We start from the raw sequence: 15,067 nt of genomic DNA, 5'->3' as shown, positions 1-15,067 counted from the left end.
GCCAGCGGCTTGAGATGCCAAAAGAAATAAAAGTAAAACTTGGCGGTCATGGCTTAAGAGAGAAAAGTCTGTCGCAAAAAAATCAGGTAGCTGCTTTTATAACCGCAAACACGCGGCGCTGGCAAGCCTTCCAATCGAAGAACGCGGGATTCCCGCATCGCCGGCCCGTGCAATCGCAAACCCAGCCCGAAGCGACGCGGAAAGCCCGCATCGAGAAACATCAAACCGTGCCGCCCACCGTCATTTTTTCGATGCGCAACGTCGGTTGCCCAACGCCCACCGGCACGCTCTGGCCTTCCTTGCCGCACACGCCGACGCCCGTATCCAGCGACATGTCGTTACCGATCATCGTTACGTATTTGAGCGATTCCGGTCCGCTGCCGATCAAGGTCGCGCCCTTCACCGGATACGTGATCTTGCCGTCCTCGATCATGTACGCCTCGGACGCCGAAAACACGAACTTGCCGTTGGTGATATCCACCTGTCCGCCGCCGAAATTCACCGCGTACAAGCCTTTCTTCACCGAAGCCAGAATTTCCTTCGGGTCCTTGTCGCCGTTGAGCATGTACGTGTTGGTCATGCGCGGCATCGGCAGGGCGGCGTACGATTCGCGGCGCGCGTTGCCCGTCACGGGCATTTTCATCAAACGCGCGTTGAGCGAATCCTGAATGTAGCCCTTGAGAACACCGTCCTCGATCAGCGTCGTGCACTGCGTCGGATTGCCTTCGTCGTCGATGTTGAGCGAGCCGCGCCGATTCGGCAGCGTGCCGTCATCGACCACGGTCACGCCCTTCGCCGCGACCTGTTCGCCGATACGACCCGCGAACGCCGACGATCCCTTGCGGTTGAAGTCGCCTTCCAGCCCGTGCCCGATTGCTTCGTGCAAGAGCACGCCCGGCCAGCCCGGCCCGAGCACGACGGTCATGGCGCCTGCGGGTGCCGGACGCGCTTCGAGATTCACGAGCGCCGCGTGCACCGCGTCGTCGACGTAGCGGTTCAGGATGTCGTCGGTGAAATAGCCGTAGTCGAAGCGTCCGCCACCGCCGCCCGTGCCGATCTCGCGGCGTCCGTTTTGCTCGGCGATCACCGTGACCGATACGCGCACGAGCGGTCGCACGTCGGCGGCGAGCGCGCCGTCGCTGCGCGCCACCAGCACGACGTCGTATTCACCGGCGAGCCCGGCCATGACTTGCGTGATGCGCGGATCGCGGCCGCGCGCCATCTGCTCGACGCGCTCCAGCAGCTTCACCTTCGCGTCGGAATCGAGCGAATGCAGCGGATCGGCGGGCAAATACAGATCGCGGCCCGACACGCCCGTGAGCGTGCTCGCCGACTTGATTTTGTGCTTGCCGCCGCCCGCCTTGGCGATCGCGCGTGTTGCGTGCGCCGCCTGGCGAATCGATTCGGGCGAAAGATCGTCGGAGTAGGCGAAAGCCGTGCGCTCGCCCGAGACGGCGCGCACGCCGACGCCCTGATCGATGCTGAAGCTGCCCGATTTGACGATGCCTTCTTCCAGACTCCACGCTTCGCTGCGCGTGGACTGAAAATAGAGGTCGGCGTAATCGACGCGATGCGTGAAAATTTCCGCAAGCGTACGCGTGATAAGCCCCTCGTCGAGGCCATACGGCGTAAGCAAAACGTCCTTCGCCGTGACCAGATTCCTAATGCCGGGTTCGATGATGTTCATGCGGTGCCTGTTGCGAGTTCGGTGATATTTCAGACCATTCTAATGGCTGACGGGGTTCGGTCATGTGCGGAGAAAAAATCGCGCTTTCAAGACCGTCGGAAAACCTATTTTCAAGATACTTAGCGCGCGCGTCTCAGCCGATCACGCGATGCCGATACGCCGGCAAGCTCTGTCGCACTGACGCGATGCGCGCCGGATCGATCTGGCCGGCCACGACGCCCGCGCCTTCGTCGCGCACGTCGATGATTTCGCCCCAAGGGTCGATCAGGATGCTGTGGCCGAAAGTGCGCCGGCCGTTTTCATGTTTGCCGCCTTGTGCCGCGGCGAGGACGTAGCACTGGTTTTCAATGGCGCGGGCGCGTAGCAAGATTTCCCAATGTGCCTTGCCGGTCGTGTAGGTGAACGCGGAGGGGACGACCATCAACGCGCAGTCGCCCATTTTTCGGTACAGCTCCGGGAATCGCAGGTCGTAGCACACCGAAAGGCCGACTCGTCCGAATGGCGCGTCGAAAGTCCGCACTTCGCTGCCGGGGCAGATGGTGCGCGCTTCGTCGAACGATTCCTCGCCTTTCTCGAAATTGAAGAGGTGAATCTTGTCGTAGCGCCCAACCTGCTTGCCGGCGGGGTCGAACACGAGCGTGGTGTTCAGCACGCGATCCGGCTCCGCCGACTGCAACGGCAAAGTCCCACCGATCACCCACACGCGATGCTCGCGCGCTGCATCGGACAAGAATTGCTGGATCGGACCCGCGCCCGGCGTCTCGCGAATGGCGAGTTTGTCGGTGTCCTTGAAGCCCATGTAGCAGAAGTATTCGGGCAGGAGCACGAGTTGGGCGCCGTCGCGCGCGGCTTCCGCGATCAGCCTGGCCTCTGGTCAGGTTGCGATCGCGGTCCGGCGCGCTGACCATCTGCAGCGCGGCGACGCGGAAAGTCGCGCTTTCGCTCGATTTATCGTTCATATTTTTGTGCGCGTTTGCCAAAAAAGGTGACGAAAATAGGGCGGAACCGTGCCGCCTTCACGGAGCGACTGCTGGTACGGTAGCAGGGACAGCGGCGGCGGCAGGTGTTTCGATCTTACCCTGATCGCCCCGCAGGCGCTGAACGACGGGTTTGGACCAGGGACCGGTGATCGAATAGTCGAGTTCGAACGCCTTCTGGATGGACTTCGACAATGCGAGATCGGCGGCCAGCGCGCCCAGACCGAGCAGCGGATTGATGACCGCCGCGCCGATTGCGACCGCGCCCGCGCCGACGGTCGGTATGACCTTAACGTGCAAATCCTGCGTGCGTTGTGGCAGGTCGACGAGCCCTTGCATCTGCACGCGCGCGGGCGATGTGATCATCACCAGATCGTCCGTCCTCGCGATGCCCTGTTCGATATGCGCGTCGCCCGTGACTTTCTCGAACGGCAGTCCCTTGCCGACGACATCCTGAAAATGCAGCGTGAGCAGATTCGCAAGGCTGCGCAAGCTGAAGATGCCGAGCCATTTCGCGGCGCCGGGCGCGCGCAGAATTTGGCCGTGACGCAAATCGACAGCGACGTTGCCATCGAGCGAATTTGGATCGACTGTCGTCGGGCCGCCGTTCCACGCCGCGTGACCGGACACCGTGCCCGCGCCGTGATTGACCGTGCGCGGCAGACCGAAGCGGTCGATCAACTGACCGGCGTCGTTCACGTCGAGCTTGAAGTCGAGTGCCGTGCGGCGCGGAAGGGTGTCGTCGTTCGCGGGATTCACGGCGGTCGAGACCACGCCGCCCGGCAGCGTGCGCCACGTCGCGTTTGCAGTGAGCGTGGCGTCGGGGTTCGCGAGTTCGAGCTTGTCGAGCGTCCAGACGGGTTGATCGGCGACGACTTCGTTATGCGCATCGACCTGAAGCCGGCCGAGATCGTGCTCGCGATATACGAGCTCGTTCACGGTGAGATCGATCGCGGGCATGTTGCGCGGCGGCTTGCTCACGATGCGTTCGTCCGGCGCGTTCGTCGCCGCTATCTTCTCGGGAATGACCACTTTGTCGAGGCGCGCCTGCAATGCGCCCGGACTTCCCTTGAGCGCGCCCGGCGTGAACGCGAGCGTGCCCGTCACCTGATTCGACGCCACGTTCGCCTGCCATTTGCGATTCGCCGGCTCTTCGTTCGCGCCGATCCGCACGTTGTCCCAGCGGCGGTCGAGCAGCTTGAGCGTGGTGAAGTGGATGTCGGCACGCGTCGGGATGAACTGCCTGACCATATCGTTCATCGGTGGCGAGGCGGGCGCGGCCGTATCGGCCACGGGTGAAGCGCTCGCGGATGCGTTGATATCGGCGATGAACTTGCGCCACGCGTCGGCATCGAGCGTGTCCATATCGACGGATGCCGACACGCCTTCGGCGGGCAACGCCGCCGGCTTGTTCACGGCGATCGCGCCGCGCGCGACCTTCAGCCGGGCGCGCATGTTCATCGGCTCGGCGGGGTTCTGCGGATCGACCGTGACCTGCGCGCGGCCGATTTGCTGCAGCGAGTAATGCGCCTGCACGGGCCCGAACGTGAGTTGCGCGTCATGCAGATCCGAAGGCCCGCTAGGCGCGGGCTGAAAGGTGAACGCGAACGGCATGGGCGTGCCCTTTGCCTTGCCGAACGGCGCGGGCAGATCGAAGCCGATGCCCGTCAGATCCGAACTCGCCTGCACGACGGGCAACGCGTTCTTCACGCCATGCACGTGCGCCTGATACGGCGCGGAACCGTCGATGCGCTTCAGGAACTGCGCGACCTGCGGCGTGATGCGCGTGTTCAGACGCTGTGCCGCGTCCACGCCGATGCGCCCGTTCACATCGAACGTGTAGCTGCCGTCCGGTTGCACGCCGCCTTTCGCGCGCACGTCGCCGCCGAGCAGTTGCGCGTTCAGTCCGTCGAGCGTCACGGTCTTCGCCGCGAAATTCGCCTTGCCGCGCAGATGTTCGAGCGGCGGCAGATTGCCATAAGCGACTTCGTTGTCCGCGAACGTGAGCGAGCCTTTGTATTCGGTGCGAAGCGGCGGCGCGGGCGGCGGCGGCCGGAATCGCGGAATGCCGAGCGTGAGCGCGAGCGCGGCATCGCCTTTAGCTTGCAGTTTGCGCGTGGCGTGCTTGGCCATCAGGCCGAGCGAACTGTCGTCGACATACTGAAGCATGTCCGAGAGCGGTCCGCGTGCTTGCCCGTCGATCCACAGTTTCGATTCGCGGTCGCCGGTATCGTCGATTCGCCCGCTCAGATTCGATACCTTCACGCCACGATAATGTCCGCGCTCGACATCGAAGCGCAGCTTGTTTTGCGCGAGCTTGAACGTGCCGTCGATCCCGTCGAAACCCGGCCAGATGCTCGGCATGCCGTTGGCGAGTTTGCGCGGCGGGAACGGCGTCGGATCGAAACGGCCGCCGGTGAACGGCGCCTCGATGCGAAACACGCCCGCGTCCGGCGCCTTCGCATACGGGAACTTGGTGAGGTCGCCATGCACTTCGAGCACGCTGTTGCGCGCCACGCCCGCTTGCAGCGCATGCCCGAGATAGACGCGCACGCGTTCGTTGAGACTCGTCGGCAGATAGCGCACGAGCCTTGTGACCTGCATGTGCGCGATCTTCGCCTTGAGATCGAGATTGCCGCGCCCGTGGCCCTGATTCCAATATGAAGCGGTGACGTCGCCTTCGGCATCGGCGTTCTTCACACGCAGCGTGTCGAGGTGAATGGTGAACGCGCGGCGCAATTCGCCGGGCGCGATTTCATCGGCGACGGTCCAGGTTGCGTGGCCTTGCAGCGTATCGAAGGTCAGACGCGGATCATCGAACGCGCCGGGAATGGTGATGGCCGCATTTTTCGTATCGATGTCGACAGCGCCTTGCGCCTCGTTGGCATCGACATGACCCCACAGGTTTTCGATGCCCGGAATGCCCGCACGCGGATGGTTGTTCACGGTAAGTCCCGGCGGCGGTTCCTGCGCCTGCACGCTGATGCCCTGCAAGTCGGCCTTGAGCGTGAAGTGCAAGAGCTTGGCGTCGCCTTTTTCGTGCTGCTGCTTTACCTCTTCTTCATTGCGCGGCGCCGCGCGCTCCGTGTAGATCGAGTAGTTCGCAATCTGCCCGCGCGGATTGAAGCGCACGAGTTCGTTGAGCACGCGCGGCGGCACGGGCAGCGCCCGTACGAAGTCCGCGAGGATGCCGAGATCGACGTGATCGCCCGCGACGCGAAACATCAATCCCTTGCCAACCGATGCCGGCCGGTACGTGCCCGTGAGCGTATGCGCCGCCAGAAGACGCGCGACCGGCGTGCCGTCCGAGAGCGCGGGCTGACCGAGTTCGGCATGGATGTCGGACAGATTCAGCGTGTAGGCCGTGTCGTTCTTGTCGATGGTCCAGTCGAAGCGCGCAATCGGCAATTCGAGGCGCGGCTGCGTGGCGCGCACGCGCAGCGCGACGTTGCCGCCGTTCAGATCGCCGCCTGCCTTTTGCAACTGGCCGCGTGCGAAGTCCACCCAGATACGGTTTTCGACGCGGCCATCGTAGATCTGAAAAGGCAGCTTCACGTAGCGGCCGAGCGTCGGCAGGTCGAGCGGCCCGGTGGAAACGTAGAGACGTCCGGTCCAGTTCGCGGGTGCGCCCATCGCGGTGAACGGCTCGTGGCGAAAGTCCGCGCGCACATCGAGCGGGCCGTGCAGCACGTCGCCGTCGGCGGGTGCATCGAGTGCGAGCCGATGCCGCAAGCCGTCGTTGAGGATGGTCAGTTGCAGGCGCTTGAACGCCACTTCGGGCGCGTCGCGTTCGGCATCGCGCCAACGCAGCGTGCCGTCGCGCAGACGAATGCGGTCTTGTCCGAGCAGCCAGTTCGTGAACGCGCCAGAACCCGTGCGATGCGTGGGAATAGGCACGCCCGCGACGGTCAGTTCGCCCTTGGCATTGCGCGCGACGATGACATCGGGACCATCGACGGTCAGATCGGCAAGCTTCGGCCGAAGATGCAGCAGCGAGCCCCACGCAATGCTCGCGCGCGCATGCGGCACCGCCACGCCGGGCGATCCGTCGGCGGCGTCGATACGCAGATTGTCGATCAGAAAGGTGGGTTGCGCACCCGCCATGACCGCCGTGATCCGGCCGATATGTAGCTGCGCGTGAATGCGCGAGGAGACGAGTTGCTCGATGCGCGGCCGGAACGAATCGACCTGCGGCAACACGATATAGCGCAGCGCGAGATAGATGCTCGCAACCGCGAAGTACACCACGGCTGCGAACACGAGAACGATTTTGAAGACGCGTGAAAGCACGCGCTCGGCGTTGCCGCTGGGCTGGGCTTGTCCAACTTCGGTCGGGTCGACGGATCGTCTGCTGTCGGACATGCTGCGGCTAGTCGGCGATATGGTAGTTTTGCGTGTTTGACGCTGCAATGTAACACAGGGAAAAGCGGGCAAGGCTTGGCCGCGCCGCTCTGGAAAAGTCTCTCGGAGCCGCTTCGGACAAGCCTCGCGGACCGTTGGTTCAAACCGCTTCGCTGCCGGTGTACGATCAGCATCTGTACCAAGCAACGAGCGAGCCTACCCTTTCATGACCGACGCGAAACTCCTCAGTTCCAGCTATTCCAACTACGCGTCGCGCGCCTATTCGGCGCGTCCGGAACTAGCCTCCGATGTCGCCCAGTGGGCAAGGACGCCGATCACGCGGCAATGGATCGAAGCGCGCCTCGACGCTCATTGCGTGCCGTGCGTCGAGACCGGCACGCTCGATGAAGCCGCGCTCAAGACGGCGTTGCGCCGCTTACGCATGGAGGTTTTCTGCACGGCGATGGAGCGCGATCTAGCGGGCACGGCGGATGTCGCCGAAGTCACCGGCGCAATGACGGATCTCGCCGAAGTAACGATCCAACGCGCCATCGCGGTACTCGCGGCCGACCTCGAAGCGCTCTTCGGCGAGCCGCGCTCACCCGAAGGCGAACGGCTTACGCTCGGCGTCGTCGGCATGGGCAAGCTTGGCGGGCGCGAACTGAACGCGTCGTCGGATATCGATCTGATCTTCGTTTATGAAGACGATGGCGAAACCGCCGGCGGCAAGCGCTCGCCGCTCTCGGTGCAGGAATTCTTCACACGGCTCGGGCGGCGCGTGATCGGCGCGCTCGCGGAGATGACGCAAGACGGCTACGTGTTTCGCGTCGACATGCGGTTGCGTCCCAACGGCGATTCGGGTCCGCTCGTGTGCAGTCTCGGCATGCTCGAAGAGTATTTCTATGTGCAAGGGCGGGAATGGGAACGCTACGCGTGGATCAAGGGGCGCGTCGTCTCGGAGACGAAGAGCGATGCCGCGCGCCGTCTCGTCAAACAACTCGAAGCCATTGCGACGCCGTTCATCTATCGGCGATACCTCGACTACGGCGTGATCGCCGCGATTCGCTCGCTGCATCTGCAGATTCGGCAGGAAGCGCGGCGGCGCGCGTCCATGCGCCCCGACAAGGCCGACGACATCAAGCTCGGACGCGGCGGTATCCGCGAGATCGAGTTCAGCGCGCAGGTTTTCCAGTTGATTCGCGGCGGACAGGCGGCGGATTTTCGCATTCGTCCGACGCTCAAGGTGCTCGAACGCGCCGCCGCGCACGGGCTGATCGCGCAGAACGTGTGCGACTCGCTCACCAACGCGTATCTGTTTTTGCGCACGGTGGAGCATCGGCTGCAGTATCGCAACGACGCGCAGACGCATGCCATGCCGGTTGCCGACGACGAGCGCGCGTTGCTCGCGTCATCGCTCGGATTTGCGAACTACGCCGCGTTGATGGACAAGCTCGATGCGCATCGCGAATTCGTCGAACAACAGTTCGATGCCATCTTCGCCGACAAGATCGGCGGTGAAAACGGCTGCGGCGTGTCGGACGATTCGGCTGCATCGTGGATCTGGAGCAGCGCGCTCGCCGACGATTCCGCGCAGGAAGAACTCGCCGGCCGTCTGTCCGAACTCGGCTTCGCGGACCCGGCGCCGGTGCTCGCGCGTCTAACGGGCGTGTGGAACTCCACGCGTTACGCGAGCCTGAACGAGCACAGCCGCGAGCGCTTCGACGTGGTCGCGCAGCGCGCGCTCGAAGTCGTGCAGTCGATCGATGCCGCGCGTCGCGGCGATGTGATCGCGCGGCTTTTCGACTTGCTCGAAGCCATCGGCAAACGCGGCGCGTATCTCGCGCTTCTGACTGAATATCCGGCGGCGCTCGAACGCGTGCTGTCCGTGTTGTCCGGCTCGCGCTGGGCGGCGGGTTATCTCATTCGCCATCCGCAATTGCTGGACGAATTGCTCGATGACGAAGCCATTGCCAGCCCGTTCGACTGGGACGGGTTCAAGCGTTCGCTGCTCGCCCGGCTTGCGGCAGCGGAGGACGCGGAGCATCAGATGGACTTGCTGCGTCACGCGCATCAGGCCGAAGTATTCCGCATTCTGCTGATCGATCTGGCGGGACATCTGTCGGTGGAACATGTGAGCGACCGTCTGTCCGAACTCGCCGATGCCGTGCTCGACGTAACCGTGCAGACGGTTTGGCGGCAGTTTCCGAAGCGGCATCGCGATACGCCGCGCTTCTCCGTCATCGCGTATGGAAAGCTCGGCGGCAAGGAACTGGGTTATGCGTCCGATCTCGATCTGATCTTTCTCTACGACGATCCCGACGATTCGAACGACAGCGCCGCCGACATTTACGCGATGTTCGCGCGCCGTCTCATCACGTGGCTCACGGCGGCGACCGGCGCGGGCACGCTGTTCGATGTGGACTTGCGTCTACGGCCGAACGGCGAATCGGGTTTGCTGGTGACGAGTCTGGAGTCGTTTCGCCGCTATCAGATTCGTGAAGGCGATGCCGCGAATACCGCGTGGGTCTGGGAGCATCAGGCGCTTTCGCGCGCTCGCTACAGCGCCGCCGACGCCGAGATCGGCGCGCAATTCGAAGCCATTCGCGCGGACGTGCTGGTGATGGAGCGCGATGCGGCATTGCTTGCCCGCGAGATCGTCGCGATGCGCGAGCGTGTGGCGGCGGGGCATCCCAATCGCAGCGAATTGTTCGATCTGAAGCACGATCGCGGCGGGATGGTGGATATCGAGTTCATCGTGCAGTACTGGGTGTTGCTGCACTCGCGCGAGCATCGCGAGTTCGTGCGCAATGCGGGCAATATCACCTTGCTCAAGATCGCGGCGCAGAGCGGGTTGATCAGCGCGGACGAAGCGGAAACGATTGGCGCGGTGTACCGGCACTACCGCAAGCTGCAGCACACGCTGCGGCTCGATGGAATGGAGAAGGCGCGCGTCGCGCCGGATGCGGTAAAGGGCGAAAGGGAAGCGGTGACGGCGTTGTGGAGACGCGTGTTCTCGATTGCCGAGTAAGGTGGAAGGCGGCGCAGCGTTTTTGCGCCGCCTCGTTCGCCCGCGCCTCAAGCCGCGAGCATCTCCTTTGCATGCTTGCGTGTCGTCGCCGTGATTTCGATTCCTCCAAGCATCCGCGCCACTTCTTCGATGCGTTTCGACTTGTCGAGCGGCGTCACCGTGCTGACCGTGCCGCCGGCATCGTCGGAAGTTTTCGCCACCTGGAAATGCTGATCGCCGCGCGCCGCGACTTGCGGCAAGTGCGTGACGCACAGCACTTGCCGGTCGCGTCCGAGTTGATGCAAGAGCCGTCCGACCACTTCCGCCACGCCGCCGCCAATGCCCGTATCCACTTCGTCGAAGATCAGCGTGGGCGTCGGGCTCGCGGTGCTCGCGATCACGGCGAGCGCGAGGCTGATGCGCGCGAGTTCGCCGCCCGATGCGACCTTCGCGAGCGGCCGTAACGCGACGCCAGCGTGGCCCGCCACGCGAAACTCGATCTGTTCCAGGCCGTTTGCGCCGCCTTCCGCAAGCGGCACGAGCGCGACTTCGAAGCTGCCGCCCGCCATCGACAATTCCTGCATGCCTTCGGTGACTGCCTTCGACAAAGTCTTGGCCGCTTTCGCGCGCGCCTTCGACAGCGCTTTTGCATCCGCGAGATAAGCGTCCTTCGCTTTCTCGGCGACGGCGTTGAGCGCGTCCAGGTCTGCGGCGGCATCGAGTTCGGCTAGCTGGCTGCGGCGCGCTTCATGTTCCTCGGGCAGCGCTTCGGGCTGAAGGCGGAACTTGCGCGCCGTCGAGTGAAGCTGATCCATGCGACGCTCGACCTGCGCGAGCCGGTCAGGATCGAGTTCGAGGCGCTGCGCGTAGTGCGAAAGCGAGTACGACGCTTCCTGCAACTGAATCTCGGCGGGTTCGAGCGAGGCGAGCACGTCGCTCAACGCGGGATCGATATCGGCCAGATCGCGCAGCTTCGTGATGATGGCTGCGAGTTGGGAAATCATGGCTTCGTCGGATTCGGACAATGCGGACAGCGCGCTCTGCACGCCGTCGATGAGACTTGCCGAGTGCGAGAGCCGATGATGCTCCGCGCTCACTTCCTCCCATTCGCCCGGCTGCGGCGCGAGCTTGTCGAACTCGCTCAACTGCCATGCGAGACGCTCGCGTTCCAGTTGCAGTTCGCGGTCGCGGCTTTGCGCGGCTTCTACGGCCTGCTGGGCCTCGCGATACGCACGCCACGCGCGATTCACGGTGCTCGCTGTGTCGACGAGACCGGCGTGCGTGTCGAACAGTTCGCGTTGCGCGTCGGGGCGCATCAGCAATTGATGCGCGTGCTGGCCGTGGATGTCGACGAGCATTTCGCCCACTTCGCGCAGTTGCGTGAGCGTGGCCGGCGTGCCGTTGATGAACGCGCGCGAGCGGCCGCCGGAATCGATCACGCGGCGCAACATGACGGTGTCGCTGTCTTGCGAGAGCGCGTGCTCGTCCAGCCAGCGCGCCACTTGCGCGTGCGTGGTGAATTCAGCGGTAATGTCGGCGCGCGCTTCGCCCGTGCGCACGACGCTCGCGTCGGCGCGGGCGCCGAGCGTGAGCGCGAGGGCGTCGATCAGGATGGATTTGCCTGCGCCGGTTTCACCCGAAAAAACCGTGAAGCCGGAGTCGAACTCGATATCCAGCGCGGCAACGATAACGAAGTCCCGAATGGAGAGATGACGGAGCATGGACGCTTGGAAAGGGCGTGGTGAGCGCTTCAGAGGGCGGAGTCTTGCGAGGGATGCTCGTTCCAGTGCAGCTTTTTGCGCAACGTGGCGTACGTGCTGTAGCCGACCGGATGCAGCACCGGCACCGTGTGCCGTGAGCGCCGCACTTCGATGGCGTCGTTCAGCTCGACGGCCGTGAACGACTGCATGTCGAAGTTCACGTTGACATCGCGCCCGCCGATGAACTGAATGGTCACCTTGGAGTCGTCGGGCAGCACGATCGGACGGTTCGAGAGCGAATGCGGCGCGATCGGCACGAGCACGAAGCCCTGCAACTGCGGATGAAGAATCGGCCCCGCCGACGAAAGCGCGTAGGCGGTCGAGCCGGTGGGCGTCGCGACGATCAGACCATCCGAGCGCTGGTTGTACATGAAGTGGCCATCCACCGACACGCGCAGTTCCGCCATGCCTGAAAAGCCGCTGCGATTGACCACGACATCGTTGAAGGCGAGCGCGTGATAGATGGGCTTGTCGTTGCGCACGATACGCGCTTCGAGCAGGCTGCGTTCCTCGCGCTCGAACTGTCCGGCGAGCATCTGCGGCACGATCTCGCGCATCTCGGTGAGCGGGATGTCCGTGATGAAGCCGAGCCGCCCGTGATTCACGCCGATGAGCGGCGTCCTGTACGGCGCAAGTTGGCGGCCCACGCCGAGCATGGTGCCGTCGCCGCCCAGCACGACCGCCACGTCCGCGCGCGCGCCGATTTCGGCGACCGAGAGCGCCGGGTAATCGGTCACGCCGACATCCTTCGCGGTGCCGGCCTCGAACACGACCTCGAAACCCTGCTTCGAGATCAGCTCCGCGAGCAGGCGCAGCGGCGTCTCGATGCCGGGCGTATTGGTGCGCCCGATGAGCGCGACAGTCTTGAATTGGCCAATTTCCATGCCGGCATTACACCATAGGTGGAAGGCGAAAAGAACCGTGCGCGAAGGGTGGCTGCGACGCCACCCGATCACGCCGGGGCACGCCCGTTGTTTATCGCTAGAATGGAGCGGACATTGAATCGCTCGACAAGCGATTCATCGCGGCGGGTACGTTCGCCGCGCCACGACACGTTAGGCTAAAATTTCCCCATGCTAGACCCACGTGCACAAACCCTCCTCAAAACGCTGATCGAGCGCTACATCGCCGAAGGTCAGCCGGTCGGTTCGCGCACGTTATCACGGCATTCCGGCCTGGAGCTGAGTCCCGCGACCATTCGCAACGTGATGTCGGACCTGGAAGACCTCGGCCTCGTCGTCAGCCCGCACACGTCGGCGGGACGCATTCCCACGCCGCGCGGCTATCGGCTCTTCGTCGACACCATGCTCACCGTGGAAGCGCCGCAAGACGAAGCCATGACCACCGCCGTCAAGACGCGCCTGCAAGGCGAGGAGCCGCAGAAGATCGTCGCGGCGGCGGCGAGCGTGCTGTCGAGTCTCTCGTCGTTCGCGGGCGTGATCCTCACGCCGCGCCGCAGTCACATGTTCAAGCAGATCGAATTCATGCGGCTGTCGGACAAGCGCATTCTGCTTATCATCGTGACGCCCGAAGGCGACGTGCAGAACCGCATGATGGCGACGCAGCGCGACTATTCGCCGTCGCAACTCACGGAAGCCTCCAACTACATCAACGCGCATTTCGCGGGCCTGTCCTTCGACGAAGTGCGTCTGCGGCTGCGTCAGGAAATCGACGAATTGCGCGGCGACATGACCGCGCTCATGCAGGCCGCCGTGGTCGCGAGCACCGCCGAAACCGATCCGGGCGAGACCGTGCTGATTTCCGGCGAGCGCAATCTGCTCGAAGTGGCGGACCTTTCGTCCGACATGGCGCGGCTGCGCAAGCTGTTCGATTTGTTCGACCAAAAGACGAGCCTCCTGCAATTGCTGGATGTTTCGAGTCACGCGCAGGGCGTGCAGATTTTCATCGGCGGGGAATCTAATCTGGTGCCGATCGAGGAAATGAGCGTCGTGACCGCGCCGTATGAAGTCAACGGCAAGATCGTCGGCACGCTCGGCGTGATCGGACCCACGCGCATGGCCTACAACCGCGTGATTCCCATCGTCGATATCACCGCACGCCTGTTGTCCATGTCGCTCAGTTCTCAATAGCTTTTCCTTCAGCCCATCATGCCGGCCCGCGCGCCGCGCCGCCACTAGGCCGTTCGGCCAATGATGCGGCGTGAAACGCGCCGCTATAATGGGTTTCACCTTTCGACCACTTCCGGCCGCCTTGCCCTATGCGTTTCGATCTCGAGTTGCCTTCGCAGCCTAGCGCTTCGCATCGTGTCGCGGTGCTGCTGATCAATCTCGGCACGCCGGACGCGCCCACGCCGCGTGCCGTGCGCAAGTATCTGGCGCAGTTCCTGTCTGATCCGCGCGTGGTCGAGATTCCCTCCTTGCTCTGGCAGATCATTCTGCGGTTGATCATCTTGCCGTTTCGCGGGCGCGCGTCGGCAAAGAAATATGCGCAGGTCTGGATGGCGGAAGGCTCGCCCTTGCGTGTCTATACGGAGAAGCAGGTCGAGGGCTTGCGGCGCCTCTTTGCGGCAAACGACTACCACGTGCTCGTCGACTACGCGATGCGCTACGGCACGCCGGGCATCGGCGTCATGCTCAATCAGCTCAAGCTCGAAGGCGCCGAGCGCATTCTCCTGGTGCCGATGTATCCGCAGTACTCGTCTTCGACCACCGCGACCGCTTTCGACGACGCCTTTACCGCGCTCAAGCGCGTGCGCAATCAGCCCGAGATTCGCACCATTCGTCATTACGCGGATCATCCGGCGTATATCTCCGCGCTTGCAGAGCAGGTGCGCGATTACTGGCGTCATCACGGCGTGCCGGATTTTGCCGCCGGCGACAAGCTCGTGCTGAGTTTTCACGGCGTCCCCAAGCGAACCATGGATCTCGGCGACCCATATCACGACCAGTGTCAGTTGACGGGCTCGCTGCTCGCCTCCGCGTTGGGGCTCACGCCGGTGGAATGCCGCGTCACGTTCCAGTCGCGCTTCGGCCGCGCGGAATGGCTGCAGCCATACACCGCGCCGACGCTCGCGGAACTCGGCGCGGCGGGTGTTGCGCGCGTGGACGTTTTTTGTCCGGGCTTCACGGCGGATTGTCTTGAGACGATCGAGGAAATCGGCATCGAGGTGCGCGACGAATTTCTGCACGCAGGCGGCAAGCAGTTTCACCGCATTCCTTGCCTGAATGCATCGCCGGCGTGGATCAAGGCGCTGGGAGAAATCGCGGCGCAGAATCTGCAAGGCTGGCCGGTGCAGGCCGTGCAGCCATTGACGGTTGCCGCCTGAACGAACGGT

At 63.7% G+C, this 15,067-nt stretch carries 7 protein-coding genes and 1 pseudogene; 3 read left to right on the top strand and 5 right to left on the bottom strand.

Translation table 11 applies throughout. The features are described 5' to 3' along the window. Nucleotides 1-220 precede the first annotated feature (220 nt). The 3 genes and pseudogenes from tldD to P9292_RS23715 form a co-directional block, all read right to left on the bottom strand. Nucleotides 221-1,687: a metalloprotease TldD gene (tldD, locus tag P9292_RS23725; RefSeq protein WP_309961527.1), complete on the bottom strand. Its 1,467-nt coding sequence runs from the start codon at nucleotides 1,685-1,687 to the stop codon at nucleotides 221-223. A gap of 133 nt (nucleotides 1,688-1,820) precedes the next feature. Next, nucleotides 1,821-2,646 (bottom strand): annotated as a pseudogene (locus P9292_RS23720) (carbon-nitrogen hydrolase family protein). Between the two features lie 57 nt (nucleotides 2,647-2,703). Continuing rightward, nucleotides 2,704-7,026, bottom strand: coding sequence for a YhdP family protein (locus tag P9292_RS23715; RefSeq protein ID WP_309961526.1), 4,323 nt, complete (start codon nucleotides 7,024-7,026; stop codon nucleotides 2,704-2,706). A gap of 205 nt (nucleotides 7,027-7,231) precedes the next feature. Between P9292_RS23715 and glnE the strand changes: the two genes are divergently transcribed. Continuing rightward, complete coding sequence (gene glnE / locus P9292_RS23710) at nucleotides 7,232-10,033, top strand: bifunctional [glutamate--ammonia ligase]-adenylyl-L-tyrosine phosphorylase/[glutamate--ammonia-ligase] adenylyltransferase (RefSeq protein ID WP_309961524.1); 2,802 nt, start codon at nucleotides 7,232-7,234, stop codon at nucleotides 10,031-10,033. A gap of 47 nt (nucleotides 10,034-10,080) precedes the next feature. On the opposite strand, the gene recN is transcribed toward glnE, so the two are convergent. Together recN and P9292_RS23700 are read right to left on the bottom strand one after the other, a co-directional pair. After that, entirely contained in the window at nucleotides 10,081-11,733 is a 1,653-nt protein-coding gene (recN, locus tag P9292_RS23705; RefSeq protein WP_250508576.1) for a DNA repair protein RecN, read from the bottom strand. 29 nt (nucleotides 11,734-11,762) lie between these two features. After that, entirely contained in the window at nucleotides 11,763-12,656 is an 894-nt protein-coding gene (locus P9292_RS23700) for an NAD kinase (protein WP_309961520.1), read from the bottom strand. A gap of 189 nt (nucleotides 12,657-12,845) precedes the next feature. Here P9292_RS23700 and hrcA point away from each other — a divergent pair, with 189 nt between their 5' ends. Next, nucleotides 12,846-13,862 carry a heat-inducible transcriptional repressor HrcA gene (gene hrcA / locus P9292_RS23695; RefSeq protein ID WP_244827041.1) on the top strand — a complete coding sequence of 339 codons (1,017 nt, stop codon included), beginning with the start codon at nucleotides 12,846-12,848 and terminating at the stop codon, nucleotides 13,860-13,862. Nucleotides 13,863-13,990: 128 nt separating this feature from the next. Further along, nucleotides 13,991-15,058: a ferrochelatase gene (gene hemH, locus P9292_RS23690; protein ID WP_244827042.1), complete on the top strand. Its 1,068-nt coding sequence runs from the start codon at nucleotides 13,991-13,993 to the stop codon at nucleotides 15,056-15,058. Nucleotides 15,059-15,067 lie beyond the last annotated feature (9 nt).

Source organism: Caballeronia sp. LZ001, assembly GCF_031450875.1.
Classification (GTDB): domain Bacteria; phylum Pseudomonadota; class Gammaproteobacteria; order Burkholderiales; family Burkholderiaceae; genus Caballeronia.
Note: the sequence above shows the minus strand (reverse complement) of the source record. Positions and strands in the feature narration are given on the sequence as shown.

Coding starts and splice junctions, on each gene's coding strand:
- recN (WP_250508576.1), bottom strand. CDS start 11,733: ATGCTCCGTCATCTCTCCATTCGGGACTTCGTTATCGTTGCCGCGCTG.
- hrcA (WP_244827041.1), top strand. CDS start 12,846: ATGCTAGACCCACGTGCACAAACCCTCCTCAAAACGCTGATCGAGCGC.
- P9292_RS23700 (WP_309961520.1), bottom strand. CDS start 12,656: ATGGAAATTGGCCAATTCAAGACTGTCGCGCTCATCGGGCGCACCAAT.
- hemH (WP_244827042.1), top strand. CDS start 13,991: ATGCGTTTCGATCTCGAGTTGCCTTCGCAGCCTAGCGCTTCGCATCGT.
- glnE (WP_309961524.1), top strand. CDS start 7,232: ATGACCGACGCGAAACTCCTCAGTTCCAGCTATTCCAACTACGCGTCG.
- tldD (WP_309961527.1), bottom strand. CDS start 1,687: ATGAACATCATCGAACCCGGCATTAGGAATCTGGTCACGGCGAAGGAC.
- P9292_RS23715 (WP_309961526.1), bottom strand. CDS start 7,026: ATGTCCGACAGCAGACGATCCGTCGACCCGACCGAAGTTGGACAAGCC.